This is a genomic window from Leucobacter sp. HNU, assembly GCF_047946755.1.
Lineage (GTDB): Bacteria > Actinomycetota > Actinomycetes > Actinomycetales > Microbacteriaceae > Leucobacter.
On record NZ_CP178837.1, the window covers coordinates 3253982 to 3272784 of the forward strand.

At 69.7% G+C, this 18803-nt stretch carries 20 protein-coding genes; 16 read left to right on the plus strand and 4 right to left on the minus strand.

All coding sequences use genetic code 11. The features are described from left to right. Window positions 1–43 precede the first annotated feature (43 nt). The 4 genes from AB3K78_RS15915 to AB3K78_RS15930 are packed head-to-tail and all read right to left on the minus strand — an operon-like array spanning window position 44 to window position 2548. A complete protein-coding gene (locus AB3K78_RS15915; RefSeq protein WP_416444876.1) occupies window positions 44–1276 on the minus strand; it encodes an EsaB/YukD family protein in 1233 nt (410 codons plus the stop codon). Next, window positions 1273–1548 carry a hypothetical protein gene (locus AB3K78_RS15920; RefSeq protein ID WP_099723429.1) on the minus strand — a complete coding sequence of 92 codons (276 nt, stop codon included), beginning with the start codon at window positions 1546–1548 and terminating at the stop codon, window positions 1273–1275. Before AB3K78_RS15920 ends, AB3K78_RS15915 begins: the two co-directional genes overlap by 4 nt. Next, entirely contained in the window at window positions 1545–1832 is a 288-nt protein-coding gene (locus tag AB3K78_RS15925) for an FHA domain-containing protein (RefSeq protein ID WP_416447384.1), read from the minus strand. Before AB3K78_RS15925 ends, AB3K78_RS15920 begins: the two co-directional genes overlap by 4 nt. After that, complete coding sequence (locus tag AB3K78_RS15930; RefSeq protein ID WP_416444878.1) at window positions 1832–2548, minus strand: RDD family protein; 717 nt, start codon at window positions 2546–2548, stop codon at window positions 1832–1834. The genes AB3K78_RS15925 and AB3K78_RS15930 overlap by 1 nt, the downstream gene beginning before the upstream one ends. Before the next feature lie 141 nt (window positions 2549–2689). Here AB3K78_RS15930 and AB3K78_RS15935 point away from each other — a divergent pair, with 141 nt between their 5' ends. From AB3K78_RS15935 to AB3K78_RS16010, 16 genes are all read left to right on the plus strand, one after another. Next, window positions 2690–3013 carry a hypothetical protein gene (locus AB3K78_RS15935; RefSeq protein ID WP_416444880.1) on the plus strand — a complete coding sequence of 108 codons (324 nt, stop codon included), beginning with the start codon at window positions 2690–2692 and terminating at the stop codon, window positions 3011–3013. A 27-nt stretch (window positions 3014–3040) separates the two neighbouring features. After that, window positions 3041–3355, plus strand: a complete 315-nt coding sequence (locus AB3K78_RS15940; RefSeq protein ID WP_416444882.1) for a pore-forming ESAT-6 family protein — start codon at window positions 3041–3043, stop codon at window positions 3353–3355. Between the two features lie 22 nt (window positions 3356–3377). Then, window positions 3378–4391, plus strand: a complete 1014-nt coding sequence (locus tag AB3K78_RS15945) for a DUF6177 family protein (RefSeq protein WP_416444884.1) — start codon at window positions 3378–3380, stop codon at window positions 4389–4391. Next, a complete protein-coding gene (locus AB3K78_RS15950) occupies window positions 4391–4726 on the plus strand; it encodes a hypothetical protein (RefSeq protein ID WP_416444886.1) in 336 nt (111 codons plus the stop codon). Before AB3K78_RS15945 ends, AB3K78_RS15950 begins: the two co-directional genes overlap by 1 nt. 13 nt (window positions 4727–4739) lie before the next feature. Next, window positions 4740–5084, plus strand: a complete 345-nt coding sequence (locus AB3K78_RS15955) for a DUF6507 family protein (RefSeq protein ID WP_143469828.1) — start codon at window positions 4740–4742, stop codon at window positions 5082–5084. A 153-nt stretch (window positions 5085–5237) separates the two neighbouring features. After that, window positions 5238–7391: a glycohydrolase toxin TNT-related protein gene (locus AB3K78_RS15960; protein WP_416444888.1), complete on the plus strand. Its 2154-nt coding sequence runs from the start codon at window positions 5238–5240 to the stop codon at window positions 7389–7391. A gap of 37 nt (window positions 7392–7428) precedes the next feature. Next, a complete protein-coding gene (locus AB3K78_RS15965; RefSeq protein ID WP_416444890.1) occupies window positions 7429–8067 on the plus strand; it encodes a hypothetical protein in 639 nt (212 codons plus the stop codon). Window positions 8068–8312: 245 nt separating this feature from the next. Further along, the gene (locus AB3K78_RS15970) at window positions 8313–9935 is read left to right on the plus strand and encodes an FHA domain-containing protein (RefSeq protein WP_416444892.1); all 1623 of its coding nucleotides are present in this window, start codon (window positions 8313–8315) and stop codon (window positions 9933–9935) included. Window positions 9936–10223: 288 nt separating this feature from the next. Beyond that, complete coding sequence (locus tag AB3K78_RS15975; protein ID WP_416447385.1) at window positions 10224–10721, plus strand: PP2C family protein-serine/threonine phosphatase; 498 nt, start codon at window positions 10224–10226, stop codon at window positions 10719–10721. A gap of 110 nt (window positions 10722–10831) precedes the next feature. Then, a complete protein-coding gene (locus tag AB3K78_RS15980; protein WP_416444894.1) occupies window positions 10832–11581 on the plus strand; it encodes a hypothetical protein in 750 nt (249 codons plus the stop codon). Then, complete coding sequence (locus AB3K78_RS15985) at window positions 11578–13431, plus strand: YhgE/Pip family protein (protein WP_416444896.1); 1854 nt, start codon at window positions 11578–11580, stop codon at window positions 13429–13431. The genes AB3K78_RS15980 and AB3K78_RS15985 overlap by 4 nt, the downstream gene beginning before the upstream one ends. A 419-nt stretch (window positions 13432–13850) precedes the next feature. Further along, a complete protein-coding gene (locus AB3K78_RS15990) occupies window positions 13851–15017 on the plus strand; it encodes a branched-chain amino acid ABC transporter substrate-binding protein (protein WP_416444898.1) in 1167 nt (388 codons plus the stop codon). A gap of 148 nt (window positions 15018–15165) precedes the next feature. After that, window positions 15166–16059, plus strand: coding sequence for a branched-chain amino acid ABC transporter permease (locus AB3K78_RS15995; protein ID WP_416444900.1), 894 nt, complete (start codon window positions 15166–15168; stop codon window positions 16057–16059). Window positions 16060–16061: 2 nt separating this feature from the next. After that, a complete protein-coding gene (locus AB3K78_RS16000; RefSeq protein WP_416444902.1) occupies window positions 16062–17189 on the plus strand; it encodes an ABC transporter permease subunit in 1128 nt (375 codons plus the stop codon). Next, the gene (locus AB3K78_RS16005; protein ID WP_416444904.1) at window positions 17186–18016 is read left to right on the plus strand and encodes an ABC transporter ATP-binding protein; all 831 of its coding nucleotides are present in this window, start codon (window positions 17186–17188) and stop codon (window positions 18014–18016) included. The genes AB3K78_RS16000 and AB3K78_RS16005 overlap by 4 nt, the downstream gene beginning before the upstream one ends. After that, window positions 18013–18723: an ABC transporter ATP-binding protein gene (locus AB3K78_RS16010; protein ID WP_416444906.1), complete on the plus strand. Its 711-nt coding sequence runs from the start codon at window positions 18013–18015 to the stop codon at window positions 18721–18723. The genes AB3K78_RS16005 and AB3K78_RS16010 overlap by 4 nt, the downstream gene beginning before the upstream one ends. Window positions 18724–18803: the final 80 nt, after the last annotated feature.

An 18803-nucleotide genomic window follows, 5' to 3' on the forward strand; every position in this document is an offset into this window, starting at 1 on the left:
AACACCCGGAGCAGCAGCTCGTAGATGCCGAACACGCCCAGCATCAGGGGAGGACCGCGAGCGCCGCGAGCGCCTCGAGCAGGTCCCCGAGCCTGCGCAGTCGCACCCGGGAGTGGGGCCGGGGGCGCAGGAGCGCGAGGAGGAGCGCGGTCGCGATGAGGATTCCTGCGGCGGCCGGCAGCACCCACGCCGGATCGTGCGTTCGTGCGAGACCGCCCGCGAAGAGCCCCAGCAGGGAGAACCCCCAGAGCGCCAGCCGGTGCGTCGAGAGGGGCATGATCCTCGTGCGCAGGAGCATGATGAGGAGCAGCGCCAGCCCGAGCAGCGTCGTCCAGACTCCGCCGTCGGAGAGGAGCACCGCGGCGGACAGGCCGCCGACGCCCGCCACCGCGAAGATCGCCCAGCCGAATGCCCCGTAGGCCCGGGCCGCGCGGTCGACGACGCCGGCCCGCGGGACGAGCTCTCCGGAGAGCCCGCGATCGTCCAGGAGGGACACGCCCGCGAGCGACAGCGCCGCGGTCGGCAGCATCCCGAGCGCCAGGACCAGCAGCGGAACGAGCACGGCCGCGGTCTCGGCCGGAGTCGCCCCGAGGGCGAGCGCGATGAGAGCGGTGATCGCGCTCAGACCGCCCGCGGCCGCACCGAGCGCGGCACGGCGACCCCCGCCTGCTCCGAGCTGCACCCAGAGCAGGAGCAGCGCGGTGGCGATGGTCACCGGAACTCGGGAGCCGGGGAACAGCGGGGCGACGAGCAGCGAAAGGGCCGGGACCGCGCCGATGCCGAGCGCCGCGGCGAGCATGCCGGCGCGGAGCGACATCGCCCATCCGAACCCGAGCGCCGCGACCAGTGAAACGATGAACAGTGCGGGGCTCAGCCAGACGGCCTCCGGGAAGCGCAGGGTGATGAGCGCGCTCACCGCCCCGAGCGCGACGGCGGCGACGGTGAACCGGTGGGCGGCGCCCCAGGCGGATCCGATCTGCTCGAAGTGCTCGGCGACGGCGTCGGTGACGTCCGAGACCTCGGGAGGCGACGGCGCCTCGGACACCGGGAGGACACGGAGGACCGTTCCCGTCGCGATGTCCTGCTCCGCCAGGGACGCGGAGAGGTCGAGCTCGGTGCCGATCGGCGTCACCAGGGTGAACCCGGCCGGCGACGGCTGCTCCTCGAGGAGCATCGTGATGTCCGGGAGCAGCGATGTGAGGGGTTCGTCTGCGGGCACCACGATGGTGGCGCGCTTCGACGCACCCCTCACGATCATGCGGATGGAATCGTTCACTGCGACTGGGCTTTCTCGTGGACGGCGGTCGGGACGACCGGGGCCGGAACGGCCTTCGGCTGCTTCAGCGTGGGCAGGACGCTCAGGACGAACGAGACTCCGACGCAGACGGCGCAGGCGACCGCGGCGATCACGAGGCTGCCGATGAGCCGCCCGGTGAGCGTGGCGGCGCCGCGGCCGATTCCTGCGCGACCTCCGACGAAGGCGCCTCGCAGTCGTTGCCGGTGCGTGGAGACGGCCTCCAGGAGCGCCTGGTCCTCATGCCGGCTCATCGGGCCTCCAACTCGTGGGTACGGGTGCGCGGTTCGACGCGGAGCCGGTGCCCTCCGGCGAAGACCCGTTCGCCGACGCGGAGGACACGGGGAACATGGGCGACCAGCTCGTCCTCCTCCACGAACGTGCCGTTGGTTGAGGCGAGATCCGTGATCGAGATGGTGCCGTCGGCGGCCTGATCCAGCCGGAAGTGGACCTTCGAGAGCTCCCGGTGCAGGTCGGGGATGGCCACCGCCACAGCGTCGGCATCCGTGTCCTGGCTCGGATTCCTCCCGATGAGCATCACCCGAGCGGTGGGGAGCCGGACCTCGTCGTCGATGACGAGCACCGCGGCGCCCTGCCTGAGCGGAGAAGCCACCCACGCGGTTCGCTCAAGGTCCTCGGGGAGCCCGGACACGGCATCCGCCGGGGGACCGGCGCGGCGGTCCCGGGGTCGGGTGACGGGCTCTCCCGGCCCTCCTGCACCGCGACCGCGGCGCTCGCCGAGTCGGTTGCGGTGCTCGCCGGGGCGCGGAGCGGCGCCGGGGCCGCGGGCAGCGCCGGGACGGCCCAGTAAGGATCGAGCGGGTCGTGCGCGCCGCCTCCACGGACCCTGGCGAAACGGAGCCCGGACAGGCGTGCACCGGGCGCCGAACCGGTCTCGGCCGAGACCGCGCGGATCCCCCAGACGAGGCATCCGAGACTCCGCCCGCGGCGGAGGACGCCCGCCAGCTGCAGCAGGAGCACCGCGCAGCAGAGGAACACCGCGAGCGCGACCGCGCCGAGCGGTGCGAACAGCAGCACGGGGAGGACCGGCGCGAGCACGTCGACGAACATCGCGCCGATGATGCGTCCGGCGCTCGCCAGGGTGAACGGGCCCCGATAGGGGCGCGGCTGCACGATCTTCGGCGCTGCGCGAACGATCGGAACGCCGCAGCGGGGGCATGCCGCGGCGCGCGCCGGCACGCGGAATCCGCACGACGGGCAGGGCAGCTCCCGACTCGCGCGTTTCGCGACCATGCGCGGCCTCCCTGCTGATCGATCCCTGCCCTGCCCACGACGCGTTTCGCGCCTCAGACGACTCGTACAGTCTAGGGAAACAGGATCGAGGGTTCGACTTTGCGGCGAAGATGAAGAATACTGGGCGTCATGAAGTTCGCTATGGGCTCAGAGACCCTCTCCCAACTCACGAAGAAGACCTCGTCTTCGAACGACGACCTCGGCGCGCTCGTCAAGCAGCTGGTGCAGGCCGGCGAACCCCTCGAGGGGAACTTCAACGGCGCCGGCCGAGCCGCGTTCGACCGTTTCAAGGCGCAGAGCGATCAGGTCGCCGCCGAGCTGAACGCCGCGCTCGCCGCAGTGCTCGGCGGTATCGCGGGCATGGATCTGTCGTTCAAGGAAGGCGACCAGGACATGTCCGATCAGACCAGGCAGACCGAGAGCTCGGTGTCCTTCGACGCCGCCCGCTTCTCATCGAGCCGCTGACCCGCACGCGAGAGAAAGACACCACACATGGCTGGGAACCAGTTCGAACGCCGCGATTTCGACCTCGCGGCCTCGCAGTCCGCGCAGGAGAACTTCCTCGCCGTCGCCGCTCGGCTCGAGACGCTCATCGAGCAGCGCGATGCCGACGTGCGCACCGCGATGAGCGACTACGAGGCGACCGGCGTCTCCGACGACTACGCCGCGAAGGAGCTCCGCTGGAAGAACGCGGCCGACGGCGTGCGCGAGATCATCCACACGCTCAAGCAGTCGATGGCGCAGAACGACGAGACCGCCCAGGCGGCGATCAACAAGGCGAAGTCCGCGGTCGCCAACATCGGCTGATCGGGCCGTCTGGAGTGTTTGGATGACGCAGTTCGAGCATCCGCTGCTGGACTTCGGAGAAGGGCCCTACGCCTGCACGGAATCGTTCGCGGCGACGATCCATTTCAGTGAACCGCTCGCGGATTTCCTCACCGCGGCGCACGGCGCCGGCCTGACGCCGGTCGTCATCGCCCGCGCGGATGCCTGGTGGTCCTTCGCGGCGCGGTTCTACTGCGAGGCATTCGGTGCACGCCGGCTCGTCTGGGTCAGCGGAGGCTTCATGGACCTCGATTCCGGCGCGCGCGGTGGAACCGTGTCCGAGGCCTGCGCAGGACCCGGTGAGCCCTGGACGGGCGAGTGGCCCTCGGAACCCGATGCGCTGCAGGCGGTCGTGATGGCGTCGGCGCACCACAGCGCATCCGTGGAGGTCGAGATCGGTTCGTTCGCGGAGATCCTCGCGGAAGGGCTCGCCGGGTGCGGCATCAGTGCCTGGGGCGCGCACGAACCGGCTCCTCTCGTGTGGGAGAAACGGCGCTACACTGAGTACCTGCGCTCGCAGATGCCGACGATCCGCACCTTCCTCTCGGGCGGCGGAGGCGTGTTCCAGGGCGTGCACTCCGTGTCCCGGACGCCGACCGGGGTGATGGAGGTCGTGACCGCCACCATGCCGGTCGCGCCGATCGGCACCCCGTTCCCGCAGGTCGCATCGACCGCGACGGACGTGCTCTCCCGGGTCGCCGACTCCGTATCGATGCCGATGATCGGCTCCGTCTGCGTGATGCCCGGCTGGCGGAGCGGAGCGTACCCGTCGGCTCCGACTCCTGCGATCGTTCCGGCCGCCGTGCTGATCGGCCCCCGCGCCGTGCGTGCGCTCGGCGTCGACCTCGAGGCCCTCGCGACCGAGCACCGTATCAGCGCTGCCGGTCGTCGGCGCCTGCCCTCGGTGATCGCCGGCTTCGACGGCGTCTCGGGTACGCCCTGGCAGCAGGCGAAGAGCCTCGCCGAAGCATTCGGCGAATCGGCCATCGTCGGAGCGCTGGACGGGGGTGGTCGGTGATGCCGGTCGAGTTCGCACTGTTCGCTCCCGGCCCGATCTCGGTCGAGGAGCAGCGGGGCATCGCCGAGGTGATGAATCCTCCGCTGGTCGCCACGCAGACTCGGGACGGGGGAACGCTGGAGTTCACCGAGTTCGACGGGACGCCGGTGATCACCCTCGGGCGCGCTCGCGTCGTGGAGACCCAGGCCGACCTCCGCCGCGTATTCCGGCACGAGGTCGAGGTGCCCGATGACACGACCTGCTGGTACGAGGGGTGGGCCCGCAGGGCAGCATCGAACGCGGACTCGCGGTGCTCTTCGGGCTCGCCGAGCTGTCGGGAGGCACGCCCGTGGTGAAGGGAACGCAACTGTGAGCGGCTGGCAATTGGACCCGCAGGGCATCAACACGACCCTGCAGAGCACCGAGACCGCGTTCCTGGCGCTGTCGACCGCGCTGAGCGGCATGGGCGAGAGCGTGCAGCAGCCGGTCATCGACGGCGGCGGTGGCGACGGGATCGTCGCAGGCGCCCTCCAGGCATTCCTCGTCGATCAGCGCGACGGCAGGCTGAAGCGGATCGGCGAGACGGTCAAGAACACCCTGAACTGCACCTCTGCGGCGGCGAACTGCTACTTCGCCGGCGACGAGCAGATGGCGCAGAACTCGATCACCGCCGCGGGCAAGGCGGCCAGCACCAGCGACACCACCCGGTTCTGACCCGGTACGACCAGAAAGTTCCCCACCGTGGCAGATAGCAGAACGTCGAAGTCGTCGGACGGACTGATTTACCCTCCGGGCATCCCGACGGACGATCTCAAGCCCGAGTCCATCACGAGCGCCGCCGACGCGCTCGACCTCGTCGCGGGCAAGGTGAGCGCGAGCGCCGACGGCGTCGACACGGCCTGGACCCCGATCTCGGCGTCGTTCGTCGCGCCGGATGCGCAGATCGTCTACGGCGGTATGGCTCCGGCGACCGCGTCGACCCGCACGGTCGCGAGCAAGCTGACCAAGGTCGCCGCTGCGCTCCGGACGTACGGCCAGGAGCTCGTGGCGGTGAAGAAGTCGCTCGAGGCGGTCAAGTCCGAGGCCGCCAAGTGGCTCGCCTCCGACTTCGACAGCGAGAACCGCGTCTGGGTGCTCGCCCATCGTACGAAGGCGTACGAGTGGGATATCCAGGTCTCCAAGGTGAACATCGTCACCGACCCGTTCGAGTACCTCAGGGGACGGGGCGAGACCGTCCGCGAGGGCTGGCTCGGCTACCCCGAGATCCGCGCGTACTGGCGCGAGTCGGGAGACCACGTCGAGCGCAACAACGAACTGCTCGACAAGGTCGCCGACGCCTACGCGAAACTCAATGCGCTCCAGGTCGAGTGCGCGAATGCGATCAACGCGCTGCGGGACACCGCCGGTGAGAAGCTCAAGGCGATCGACGCCGAGGCCCTCAAGATCGGCGGCGAGCACGCCGCCGACCTGCCCTGGGGCAAGCAGGCGGAGCACGAGCGCACCTGCACCGAGAACTTCGGGCAGGGTGCCGCGAACACGGGCATCTCCCTGCTGAACTTCGTGGGGGTGAACTACGAGGGCCGTGAGTGGTCGTGGACCTGGGACACTGCGGGACGGACCTGGGGCGGACTCCTCGACGGGGCGAATTCGCTGATCGCAACGGTGAATCCCCTGGTCTGGGGGCTGGCGCTGCTCGGCGACAAGGAAGCGCAGAAGCTCTGGGGCGACTCGTCGGCGAAGTCTCTGGAGATGCTGAAGGGCATCGTCTCGTGGGACAAGTGGTTCACGAACCCGGCGGAAGCCGCGGGCGAGGTCGCTGCGGGATTCGTCCCGATCGCCGGCTGGGCGGGCAAGGGATCGAAACTGGGCGCGGGCGCCCGTGCACTGGCCCGTGACACCGCGGAGGCTATTGCCAAGCGTGCGGCAGCGGCCGGTGAGCGGGTGACGCGTCTCCTGGACGATCTCAAGAACCCGAAACCGCCGAAGGTCGATGTGGCGGACGGGGTCAAGGGTCCGCATGCCGGCGAGGGACCCCGGGTCGAGATGCCGGATCGGAACGGGTCGCAGGCGCCGCACGTTGAGCGCGGCGGTGAGACCGGTGGCGGTCCGAAGCACGACGGGGATTCCGCGGGGCAGGGTTCCTCCGGCCATCACGAGGGCGATTCCGGGAACGGATCCGCGGGGGACCGGGATCCTGCGGGGAATCCGAAGGGCGACTCCGGCCATGAAGGCTCGGGCGAGGGATCCCACGGCGATGGCGGGCAGCGACCCGATCCGGGGAAGGACACCGGAGGACCGGACGGCAGCGGTGGCGACTCGGGCGCTCATCCTTCTCCGGTCGACGCCGGACCGAACGGACCGGACCACGGTCCGGGCTGGGAGCGGACCCCGGCGGATCAGGAAAAGGGCTATGTGAAGGGCGACGGCGACGGGCGCACCTATCCCGATAACGCCGACAGCGGCCCGTATCCGGTGAAGAACGAGCTGAACCAGAAGACCTGGGACCTGATCGCTGATCCGGATGCTCCGTACGGGCGCGACTACAATACGAATCAGCCGCTCACCAAGGCTGAATACGACGAGAGATTCGCGAAGCCTGGGGCAGAGGAAGGGCAGGCCTGGTGGCGCTATCCTTCGAATGATGGCGCCGTCCCCGGATCGCGTGTGGTGTACTCGGATCCCGCGGAGTTCCTGAGGACATACGGCGTCCAGGTCGACCGGATCGGCGCACCCAACGGCGGATACCTCGGCTTGTTCGAGCATGGCAAGCCTGCTACTTTCGAGCAGCGTGGGTTGCCCGTGGACTCTCTCAACAAACCGTACTATCAATATGAATTCGCCGGGGACGCTATCGAGCGAATGAAGGCAGATGGCGTGAGGCTGGAAATATCCAGAATCGACAAGGCGTTCGGTCGGGACGGCGGAGGCTTGCAGCTTCGGATCCTGGAGAAGGATCTGGAGAGCGGCAAGTGGAAAGAGCTGAGTGTCAGCGAAATGGATATGCGAGGCTACTTTGGATAAGAGCGTCCTGTCGTGGAGCGCGGATTTTGTGTCCTGGATGTCGGAACTGGAAGCGCCGGGGCAGCCGGTCTACTTCTCGGGGCCGGGGGATAGCGCTCGTCGGACATCATTTACCGCGGACCATGGCGAAGTGGCCTATGTTCTCGAGGTGCTGCCGGACGGATGGGTTCGGCTTTCACAATCCCTCCGGGGCTCTTCGCCTGAGTTTGTGTACGATTTCGCAACCCAGGAACAGGCCGAGGCGTACCTCTGCGTGGTATACGCCAACCTGGTGCGGGACAAGCTGGGCTACATTCATAAATCCCCGGAGGATCACCTCGACCCGAAGGAGAGGGTAGGGCAGGAATCCGGCCGCCTGGAAGTGAGATTCGTCCCGTGGCAGGGGCCCGAAGTCTTCGACGATCCGAGGCGAATGCGCGTCTTCTCCGCTCAGGGCATCGACTGCTTCCGCGGCGCGTATCCCCTGGAGGACGTGCCTCGAACTCCCGGTCGAATTGATCGCGCGGTGGCGTTGAGCTGGTACATCGATCAGCCGCTTCAGGGGTCCTCGAGTCGCTGCGCGATCCGAGCGGCGGGCCGCTCTTCGAACTCCTCGGAGATCGACGCGCCTAGCGCCGCGCTTCGGCCGCGGAGACAAGGCCGCAGAGCGATCCAGGTGGGCTCCGGGGCAGCATGAACGCCGTGCTGCTGCTCGTCGTCAACACGCTCCCCGTCCCGATCGTCGTCCTCAGGCTGCGCAGACGGATCGTGCTGGACGTCGGCGATGCTTCGGCAAGGAGGCTCCGGAACCGGGGGAGGAATCGGAATTACGGTTCCGGGAATTCCGCGATATTCTGCGGCAAGGTTTGCCGCCAGGCTGCGGGTAGGGAAGAATCGGCAGCGTATCGGCGCTTGCGGGGAACATGCAGAGGAGTTCGCGAGATGGGGAATGTTGCGGCATGGGATCTGATCGCCATGATCGGGGTGTCCGGTCTGATCGCGCTCGGACTCTACATCTGGTACCTCGCCGCGCTCTCGCGCCTGTTCCCCAAGCTCGACCTGCCGTCCTCGCACGGCTGGATCCCGGTCTGGAACGACTGGCGCCTGCTGCAGCGCGCTGACCTGCCCGGGTGGCTGGTCCTCGCGTTCCTCGTGCCCGGCCTCGCGATCGTCGGCTACATCGTGCGCCTCATCGCCTACCACCGCCTCACCACCGAAGCGCGGGGCAGCGTCGGCTACACCGTCGCCGGGGCGTTCATCCCCGCGCTCTGGGCGACCCTGCTGAACGGGCACATGGCGCGTTCGGGAGGCGGCGTGATGCGTCAGTCCTCCGGGCTCCCCGACTTCGCGCCCGCCGGTCCGCAGTCCGGCGGATTCGCGCCGCAGGCCGGCGGGTTCGCGCCCCAGCCCACCCAGCAGCCCACCGGTTTCGCCCCGCAGCCCGCACACCAGCAGTTCGGTGCTCCGCAGGCTCCCGCGCAGCCCGTGACGCCGCAGTTCGCGCCGCAGCCGGCTCCCCAGCAGTCCTTCGCGCCGCCGCAGCCTCCGGTCGCCGCGCAGCCCGCGCCCGCCGCCCAGGAGCCGTGGTCGCCCCCGGCGCCGCAGTCCGTGCCGCAGTCCGCCCCGGCTCCGTCCGGCTTCGATGCGCTCCTCGCCGAGGCGCAGCAGCCCGCCGATCCCGAGGCCGCGCCGGTGCCGCGCCACGCCGCTCCCGAGGCCGCCCCCCAGCTCGATGGGCCGCTCGGCAGCGACACCGAACGCGAGTACGCACGACTCGCGGCCGAGGGGCTCCAGGCACCGCCGGCATCCCGCCTCGAACCGCAGGCGCCGCCGCAGCCGTTCTCCTGGCCGGGCTCCGCGCCCGCAGCGTCCGAGCCGGCACCTGCCGAGCCGCGCGTCGAGTCGCCGGCTGCGCCGCCCGTTCCGCCGACTGCGCCGCCCGTTCCGCCGGCTGCGTCGCCCGTTCCGCCGGTTCCGGCAGCCGCTCCCGCGCCGGTGCCCCCGACCGTCAGCGCCCCTCCGATCCCGGTTCCCGTCCCGGTCGCGCCCGCGGCCGACCCGGCGCTCGACCCGGCCGTGGTGCACACGGACTCAGAGGCCGCCTATACCACCCGCAAGGTCCGCAAGGCCGAGCCGACGACCGAAGCGGCCGGCGCCGAACCGCAGGCGATGCCCGCGGAGGTCGAGCGCACCGACGATGAGCTGGATCGCACCGTCGTCGTCGCCCGTCGTCCCCGGATCGACTGGGTGCTCGAGCTTCCGGACGGCGAGCGTCTGCCGCTGCGCGACGAGGAGATCATCATCGGCCGAAAGCCGCGCGGGCCAGAGGGCATGGCGCTGCTCACGATCCCCGATCCGACGCGGACGCTCTCGAAGTCGCACGCGCGCCTGCGCTACGACGGCGACATGTGGTCGATCGAGGATCTCGGCTCGACCAACGGCCTGGTGCTGCTGTTCGACGACGATACCGAGGAGGACGTGACCCCGCACTCGGAGGTGCTCGCGACCGAGCGGATGGTGATCGGAACGCTCGAGGTGCGGCTGATCCGCAACGGTGACGCGTGATCGGACTGGAGGCCGCAGCCCTGACCCACCCCGGCTTGCGCCGCGCGGTGAACGAGGATTCGCTGCTCGCCAGGGATCCGGTGTTCCTGGTCGCCGACGGCATGGGCGGCCACGACGCGGGCGATCGCGCCAGCCGCGCCGCGATCGACGTGTTCTCGGGGCGGTTCGAGGCGGCACCCGAGGGGTGCCGATCACGCAGATCGAAGGTGCGATCGACAGCGCTCGCGCCGCGGTCGCCGGGCTCTCCGCCCAGTCCGAGCGGGGGCCGGCTGCACGCTCACCGGGGCGATCCGCACCTCGGTCGAGGGCGCGCCCCACTGGTACGTGCTCAACATCGGGGACTCCCGCGTGTATCTCCACCGCGGATCGGAGCTCGTGCAGGTGACCCGGGATCACTCGTTGCAGGAGGAACTGCGCGCGGAGGGCAGCGCCGATGCCGAGCGCGTATCGCGCAACGTGATCACCCGGGCGCTCGGCTCGCTCGACTCCCGGCACGACGCCTGGCTCGTGCCCATCGAGCCGGGGACACGGATGCTGATCTGCTCCGACGGCCTGACGACGGAGGTGGACGACGACGAGCTGTGCGCTGTGCTCACGACGACCGCAGACGCCGGATCCGCGGCCGACGAGCTGGTGCGCCGCGCCTGCGCGGCCGGCGGCCGCGACAACATCACGGTCGTGCTGGTCGACGCGGCGGAGCGCGGGACCGCGCCGAGCGCTGAGCCCGACGCCGAGGACGAGAACGACCGGACCATCGAACGGACCCGGCCCGGCAGGCGGGTCTGAGCGGTGGGGAACGCCCCGGCCGGGCGTGCGCTCAGCATTCACCGTGGGAGAATGCTCCGGTGCTCGCTCCGGGGATCGAACCCGCGCGGCCGCTGCGAGGAAGGAACACGGTGAGGATCGAAGTCGAGGCCGTCACCAAGGGGCCGGGCGGCCGAGCGCTGCCGCAGACCTCGCTGACCGTCGAGAGCGGCCGTGCCGTGTTCGTCGAGGCGGAGACGGCTCAGCGGCCGACCGTGCTGGGGCTCATCGCCACCGGTCGCATGAAGCCCGACACCGGAACGGTGCTCCTCGACGGCGAACCCGACCGGCGCGCGCTGCGGCGCCGCACCGCGCTCGTGGACGCACCCGACGTGAGCGAACCGCACGGCGATGTCCGACTGTGCGAAGTCGTCGCCGAGGAGCTGATGTTCGCCGGTCAGCGCCGTGGAATGCTCGCGGTGCGCCGCGAACTCGACCGGCTCGGGCTCCGCGACGAGGAGCGCACGATCATGGCGGATCTCGCGCCCGGCGCGCGCGTGCGCGCGCTGAGCGAGCTCGCCCTGCTGCGCCCCGACGTCGAGGCGCTCGTGATCGTCTCGCCCGACCGGCACGGCGGCGACCCCGATGAGTGGTGGCGCATCGCGTGCGAGATCGCCGAGCGCGGCACCGCGGTGCTCGTGATCGCGGGCCTCGCGGCTCGTGCCGCGATCGAGGCGCACCCCGACGGGTGGGGGACGGGCGAGGTGACGCCGCTGCGGGCCGAGCACGCGGCGAGCATCGCCGCGGCGCTCGCGGCGGACCCCGCCGATGCGGCCGACCCGATCGACCCCGACGCCCGAGCGGCAGACGCCGAAGAGCACGGAACGGGAGCCGGCGCGTGAAGATCCTGCAGATGATCCGCTCGGAGTTCGCCCGCCTGTGGGCGACCAAGATGGCGCGCCTCGCCTTCGTGGCGCTCATGTGCGTCCCGCTGCTCTACGGCGGGCTCTACCTCTGGGCCAACCAGGATCCCTACGCGAAGCTGGATCAGGTGCCCGTCGCCCTGGTCGTCGCCGACGAGGGCGTGCAGCACGGCGATACGAGGCGCAACGTCGGCGACGAGGTCGCGAAGCAGCTCATCGACGACGGCAGCTTCGACTGGAACCGCGTGAGCGCGAAGGAGGCGAAGCGCGGCGTCGGCGCGGGAGAGTACGACTTCTCGGTGACGATCCCGAAGGACTTCACCGCGGCGCTCGAATCGTCGCGCGGGACCGATCCGCATCGGGCCGAGGTGCTGCTCACCACGAACGATGCCAACAGCTACCTCGCCTCGACCATCGGGGAGCAGGCGGTCAAGCAGATCCGCCAGCAGATCGTGAAGTCCGTCAACCAGGAGGCCGCGAAGCAGTTCCTCGACGGGCTCGCTCAGGTGCGCACGTCGCTGGGCGAGGCGCACGACGGCACCGTCAAGCTCGGTGCAGGCGCCGGTTCCGCGAAGGACGGCGCGAAGAGCGCGAAGGACGGTGCGGGCAAGCTCGCCGCCGGACTCGAGCAGCTGCGCACGGGAACCGCTTCGCTGCCCGCCCAGACCGAGCAGCTCGCGAACGGTGCGGCGAAGGTCGCCGGGGCCGACGCCGAGATCGCCCGGATCGGCCGCGAGGTCGCGGGCGGCAGCCAGCAGGCGGTGGACCGGCTGGCGGGGGACCGTCAGGCGATCATCGACGAGCTCAAGAAGGCCGGCCTCGACCAGGCCGCCATCGACCGGGTCGCGGGCCGCCTCGACCAGGCCGGCTCCGCGCTGCGCCAGGCGAACACCAAGGTGCAGGGCGCGAGCGCGCAGCTCGACCAGTTGCAGGCCGGATCCCAGCAGGTGGCCGACGGCGCGCGCACGCTCGCCGACGCCACCCCGCAGCTGGCGAACGGCATCGCCACCGCCGCGGACGGGGCCGGAACGCTGACCGGCGGACTCGGCACCCTCGAAACCGGTCTGGGGACCCTGCAGAACGGCATCGGCACACTCGGGCAGGGGCTCGCGGCGGGCATCGAGAAGATCCCCGCGAGCGACGCCGCCCTGCGCGCGAAGCAGGCGCAGAACATCTCCGACCCGGTCGACGTCCAGACCTCCAAGGTCACCTCCGCGGGCACCTACGGTGCCGGCCTCGCTCCGTTCTTCGTGAGCCTCGCCGCATGGATCGGCATCTACGCGCTCTTCCTGATCCTCAAGCCCGTGTCGCGGCGGGCGATGACCGCGCTCCGCGGTCCGCTGCCCGTCGCGCTCGCCGGTTGGGCGACGCCGGCGCTGCTGGGTGCGATCCAGATGGCCGCGCTCTACGCGATCGTCACGGGCACGCTGGGCTTCCGCGCCGAGCACCCGTGGGCGGTGTACGGCATGATGGCGCTCGCGTCGGCCACCTTCGCGGCCATCATCCTGGCGCTCAACGTCTGGCTGGGCAGCGTCGGCCAGTTCATGGGGCTCGTGCTCATGGTGCTGCAGCTCGTCACCGCCGGCGGTACATTCCCCTGGCAGACGCTGCCGGAACCGCTCGCGACGCTGCACCACTATCTGCCGATGTCGTTCGCGGTCGACGGGATCCGGCAGGTGATGTACGGCGGCAACCTGTCGCACGCGGTGAACGACGCGCTGCTGCTCGGGCTCGTGCTCGTGGCCGCGGTGCTGCTCTCCGCGGTGGGCGTGGGACGCCAGATGCGCTCCCGTACGCTGCGCGACCTGCAGCCGAGCCTCATCGGCTAGCCCGAGGGGCGGGGCTCGCGCGCGCCGCCGTCGAGGGCGCAGTCGTCCAGGGAAGACCCGCGCTTCCCATGGATGACTGCACCCACCCCCCCGATGGGGAAGCGGTGCGTCCGGGGGAGCTCGACTCCGGGAGGGGTGAACGGGGGAGGGCCCGCCTGCTCGGCTGTGCAAACCGGCTATGTCATATTTCTGCGGTGCACGCGACAAAACGATGCGTCCAATCGCCGCAGACCGCCGGGGATCCGCATACCGCCGATCCGGTGCGCGCGCACACGCGCACCGGCGTGTCGGAACTGTGACCTTTTGCGGTTCCCGGATGCCCCACCCCTCAGTACCATTGCACTGGTAGTCGAGGCGGACTCCACCGGGAGCCGCACCGATCCGACGATTCGACGAAGCATCACCGGAAAGGAACACCGATGTTCTCACGCCCCTCCACACGCCGCCTGGCAGCTGCCACGGCGCTCGCCGCAGGCGCGGCACTCGCACTCTCCGGCTGCTCGGGCGGCCTCGCCAGCGGCGGCTCCGGCGGCGGAGACGACAAGGGCGCCATCAAGCTGGGCATGCTCGCGCCGTTCTCGGGGTCCGAGGCCGCGTTCGGCGATTACATGAAGAACGGCGCACAGCTCGCCATCGACGAGATCAACGCCAAGGACGGCGTCGACGGACGCAAGCTCGAACTCGTCAGCGAGGACGACGCCTGCGATGCGACCACCGCGGTCGCCGCCGCGCAGAAGCTCGTCACAGCGGGCGTCAAGGGCAGCGTCGGCGGATACTGCTCCGGCGCGACCCTGCCGACCCTGCCGATCTTCAAGGATGCCGGGATCGCCATGGTGATCCCCGCCGCGAACTCGAACGAGCTCGTGGGCCAGGGCGCGTTCCTCGTCAACGGCACGGGCACGCAGCAGGCGCAGGCCGCGGTCACCTGGATCACGAAGGCGAATGCGAAGACCGTCGTCATCGTCGACGACAACCAGGCCTACCCGAAGGACCTGGGCGACTCGATCGAGAAGCAGGCCGACGGCTTCACCGTCAAGCGGGAGCATGTGAACCCGAAGGAGAAGGACTTCTCGGCGAACGTCAACAGCATCCTCTCCTCCAAGCCCGACTACGTCGTCTGGACCGGCTACTACCAGGCCGGCGGCCTGCTCATCAACCAGCTCCGCGGCGCCGGGTACACCGGCCCGATCCTCGTGGGCGACGGCTCGGTCGACGCCCAGCTCTCTGCGATCGCCGGCGCGGACTCGATGAAGGACGTCTACGGCACCTTCACGCGCACGCCCGACATGCTCGAGAACGGCGACAAGTGGATCGCCGACTACAAGAAGGTCTCCGGCGGCAAGGATCCCGGCCCCTACTCGATCCAGACCTACGAGGCCGTCAAGGTGATGGCGCAGGCCATGACCGACGCGAAGGGCACCGACTACACGAAGGTCGTCGACGCGCTGAAGGGCCTCAAGGACTTCCCGCTGCTGACGGGCAACCTGACCTTCGCATCCGACGGATCGCGCGAGGGCGGCGGCTTCGTGATCGTGGCCCCGACCGGCACCGGCGGCGCCTTCGTGCTGAAGGACGACCTGAAGTAGCAGGGCGCTCGAACGGCCCGCAGAATTCCCGCTGATCGATCGAGCTCGCGAGTCGAAATCGAGGACTCCTCGGTTTCGACTCGCGGGCTCGCTCCACCGGCGTACGCGGATCCGCTCACGCGCCCTCTCGGGTTCTGAGAGGCACCACATGTTCCAACTCATCTGGAACGGGCTCTTCGTCGGCTCGTTCTATGCCCTGGTCGCCCTGGGCTACAGCATGGTCTACGGCATCATCAAGCTGCTGAACTTCGCGCACGGCGACCTGTACATGCTCGGCTCGTTCTTCGCCTTCGTGGTGCTCGGCGGCGTCACGGGGCTGTTCGGCGTCGGGTCGATCCCGATCCTGCTGCTCGTGCTGCTCATCGCGATGCTGCTCACCGGCGGCATGGGCGTGCTCATCGAGCGCGTCGCATACCGGCCGCTGCGCAAGAGCCCGCGACTCGCGGCGCTCATCACCGCGGTCGGCGTCTCCTTCACCCTCGAGTACGCGGTGCGCCAGATCTGGGGCGCGAGTCCGCTGGTCTTCCCCGTGCGCCTCGGCGGCGGGCAGATGGAGGTCCTGGGCGCGCGCATCACCATGCCGCAGATCGTGCTGATGGTCGTGGCCGCCGTGCTGATGTTCCTGCTGCAGCGCTACGTGATGCACTCGCGGGAGGGCCGCGCGATGCGTGCGATCGCGCTCGATCAGAACGCGGCGCTCCTCATGGGCGTCAACGTCAACAAGGTCATCTCGCGCACGTTCTTCATCGGTTCCGCGCTCGCGGGCGCGGCCGGCGTGATGGCCGCGGCGTACTACGGCTCGATCGACTTCCTCATGGGCTTCGTGATCGGGCTCAAGGCGTTCACCGCGGCCGTGATCGGCGGCATCGGCAACCTCTACGGGGCGATGGTCGGCGGCATCGTCCTCGGCCTCCTCGAGTCGTTCGGCACGAATTTCTTCGGCGGGGAATGGCGCGACGTGTTCGCGTTCGGCTTCCTGATCCTGTTCCTCGTGTTCAAACCGACGGGCCTGCTCGGCGAGCGCGTCGTGGAGAGGGTGTAATCATGGCGAAGACGACGCGGCGCCTCGAAGCGCCGAAGCCCTTCCTGGAACGGCCCCCGGCCGTCTCGGGCCTCCTCGCCCCCGAGCGCTTCATGAAAGTGCTCGCCCTCGTGCTGTTCATCGCGGCGGCCGTGCTGCCGTTCATCTCGGCCAGCCCGTACCTCATCTCGATCCTCACGTCGGCGATGATCTACGTCGTGCTCGCGATGGGCCTCAACGTGGTGGTCGGCTACGCCGGCCTGCTCGACCTCGGCTTCATCGCGTTCATGGCGGTCGGCGCCTACACGAGCGGGATCCTCACGACGACGTTCGGGTGGAGCATGCTCGAGACGCTCCCGGTCGTGGTGCTCGCCTGCATCGTGGCCGGCCTCGTGATCGGCGGCCCGACGCTGCGCCTGCGCAGCGACTACCTCGCGATCGTGACGCTCGGCTTCGGCGAGATCATCCGCATCACCGCCAACAACCTCGACATCACGGGCGGCCCGTCCGGCATCCACGGGATCCCGACGTGGTCGTTCTTCGGCTGGTCCTTCTCCGACGGGCTGGTGCTCGGCGGGATCACCTTCAACTCGAAGATCCTCTTCTACTACTTCGTGCTGTTCGTCGGCATCGGCCTCGCGGTCGTCGCCGTCTCGCGCCTCGGCAAGGGCAAGCTCGGCCGCGCGTGGAAATCGGTGCGCGACGACGAGGACGTCAGTGAGGCGATGGGCATCAACGGCTACAAGACCAAGCTGATGGCCTACATCATCGGCGCGGTCTGGGGCGGATTCGCGGGCACGCTGCTCGCCGCGCACCTGTCGGCCATCTCGCCCAACAGCTTCGAGTTCCTGTACTCCGCGCTCGTGCTGATGGCGGTCGTGCTGGGCGGCATGGGATCGACGCCCGGCGTGATCCTCGGCGCGCTCTTCGTGTCGCTCGCCCCCGAGTTCCTGCGCGATTTCAGCGAGTGGCGCTACCTGCTGTTCGGCGTGCTGCTGGTGGTCGCGATGATCTTCCGCCCCAAGGGGATCTGGCCGGCCAACGCGGTGCTGCCGTTCCTGAAGAAGCGCCAGATCCCGCAGGTGCCGCCCACGGCGGTCGTCGGCGTGGTCGGCGAGCTCGACGACGACGCAGAGGAGGGACGGCGATGAGCGATACCCAGGCAACCGCCGCGGCCCCGACGGATCCGGCCCCGGGCGGCGCCCGCGGCCCCGTGATCCTCGAGGTGCGCGACCTGGCGGTCTCGTTCGGCGGCATCAAGGCCGTCGACGGGCTCAGTTTCTCGGTGCACGAGGGCGAGATCGTCTCGGTCATCGGACCGAACGGCGCGGGCAAGACGAGCGCGTTCAACTGCATCTCGGGCTTCTACCGGCCGAACGCGGGGTCCGTCGTCTTCGACGGCGAACCGATCACGCGCAGGAAGCCGTCGCGCATCACCCAACTGGGCATGGCGCGCACGTTCCAGAACGTGCGGCTCTTCAAGGAGATGACCGTGCTCGACAACGTGAAGACGGGCATGCACTCGCGGCTCCATCAGAACGTGTTCGACGCGATGCTGCACACGCCGCGGTACCGCCGCAGCGAGGCGAAATGCACCGAGGATGCGCGGGGCTGGCTCGACTTCGTCGGGTTCCGCGCCGACGACGAGCTGCTCGTGACCCAACTGCCCTACGGCGAGCAGCGCCGAGTCGAGATCGCGCGGGCGCTCGCCACGGAGCCGAAGCTGATCCTGCTCGACGAGCCCGCCGCCGGCCTCAACCACAACGAGAAGCAGGAGCTGATGGCGCTGATCCGCAAGATCCGCGCGCTCGGCGTCGGCATCGTGCTCATCGAGCACGACATGGGTCTCGTGATGGAGATCTCCGAACGGATCGTCGTGCTGAACTACGGCAAGGAGATCGCCGACGGCACCCCCGCGCAGGTGAAGAACGACCCCGTCGTGATCGCCGCATACCTCGGAACGGAGGAGGACGAATGAGCAAGCTCGTGCTCGAGGACGTCGAGCTCTACTACAACCGGGTGCACGCGCTGCGCGCGCTGTCGTTCGAGGTCGGGGAGGGCGAGATCGTCGCCCTGCTCGGCAACAACGGCGCCGGCAAGACGTCGACGCTGTCGATGCTCTCGGGCCTCGTCCGCGCGAAGAGCGGCCGGGTGACGTGGGGCGACAGGGATCTGACGAAGCTCCAGCCGTGGGACATCGTCGGCGCCGGGCTCCTGCACATCCCCGAGGGGCGCAAGATCTTCTCGACCATGACGGTGCACGAGAACCTGCTGCTCGGAGGCTACCTCGTGAAGGACCAGAAGCTGATCCAGGAGCGCGCGGACTACGCCTACGAGCTGATGCCGCGCCTGGCCGAGCGGCGCACCCAGCAGGGCGGCACCCTCTCGGGCGGAGAGCAGCAGATGCTCGCACTCGGTCGGGCGCTCGTCGGCGGGCCGAAGCTGCTCCTCCTCGACGAGCCGTCGATGGGGCTCGCACCGCTCATCGTGAAGCAGGTCATGGAGATCATCGCCGAGGTCAACAAGCAGGGCACCACGATCCTGCTCGTCGAGCAGAACGCCCGTGCCGCGCTGAAGATCGCCGACCGCGCCTACGTGCTCGAATCGGGCCGCGTCACCATGTCGGGCCCGGCGGACGAGCTGGCCGCCGACCCGCGCGTGATCGAGGCGTATCTGGGAGCCTGAGGGCGCGCCGACGGCGTTCGGTGCGGTCGCGTTCGGGAGGAGATCCGCGCTCAGGAGGAGGTTTCGTCGAGAATCCTCCT

What these genes read in the sequence shown, in the direction of transcription:
- AB3K78_RS15940 (WP_416444882.1), top strand. Translation starts at nt 3,041, where the DNA reads ATGGCTGGGAACCAGTTCGAACGCCGCGATTTCGACCTCGCGGCCTCG.
- AB3K78_RS15950 (WP_416444886.1), top strand. Translation starts at nt 4,391, where the DNA reads ATGCCGGTCGAGTTCGCACTGTTCGCTCCCGGCCCGATCTCGGTCGAG.
- AB3K78_RS15935 (WP_416444880.1), top strand. Translation starts at nt 2,690, where the DNA reads ATGGGCTCAGAGACCCTCTCCCAACTCACGAAGAAGACCTCGTCTTCG.
- AB3K78_RS16005 (WP_416444904.1), top strand. Translation starts at nt 17,186, where the DNA reads ATGAGCGATACCCAGGCAACCGCCGCGGCCCCGACGGATCCGGCCCCG.
- AB3K78_RS15965 (WP_416444890.1), top strand. Translation starts at nt 7,429, where the DNA reads ATGTCGGAACTGGAAGCGCCGGGGCAGCCGGTCTACTTCTCGGGGCCG.
- AB3K78_RS15920 (WP_099723429.1), bottom strand. Translation starts at nt 1,548, where the DNA reads ATGAGCCGGCATGAGGACCAGGCGCTCCTGGAGGCCGTCTCCACGCAC.
- AB3K78_RS16010 (WP_416444906.1), top strand. Translation starts at nt 18,013, where the DNA reads ATGAGCAAGCTCGTGCTCGAGGACGTCGAGCTCTACTACAACCGGGTG.
- AB3K78_RS16000 (WP_416444902.1), top strand. Translation starts at nt 16,062, where the DNA reads ATGGCGAAGACGACGCGGCGCCTCGAAGCGCCGAAGCCCTTCCTGGAA.
- AB3K78_RS15930 (WP_416444878.1), bottom strand. Translation starts at nt 2,548, where the DNA reads ATGGTCGCGAAACGCGCGAGTCGGGAGCTGCCCTGCCCGTCGTGCGGA.
- AB3K78_RS15990 (WP_416444898.1), top strand. Translation starts at nt 13,851, where the DNA reads ATGTTCTCACGCCCCTCCACACGCCGCCTGGCAGCTGCCACGGCGCTC.
- AB3K78_RS15945 (WP_416444884.1), top strand. Translation starts at nt 3,378, where the DNA reads ATGACGCAGTTCGAGCATCCGCTGCTGGACTTCGGAGAAGGGCCCTAC.
- AB3K78_RS15995 (WP_416444900.1), top strand. Translation starts at nt 15,166, where the DNA reads ATGTTCCAACTCATCTGGAACGGGCTCTTCGTCGGCTCGTTCTATGCC.
- AB3K78_RS15970 (WP_416444892.1), top strand. Translation starts at nt 8,313, where the DNA reads ATGGGGAATGTTGCGGCATGGGATCTGATCGCCATGATCGGGGTGTCC.
- AB3K78_RS15925 (WP_416447384.1), bottom strand. Translation starts at nt 1,832, where the DNA reads ATGCTCATCGGGAGGAATCCGAGCCAGGACACGGATGCCGACGCTGTG.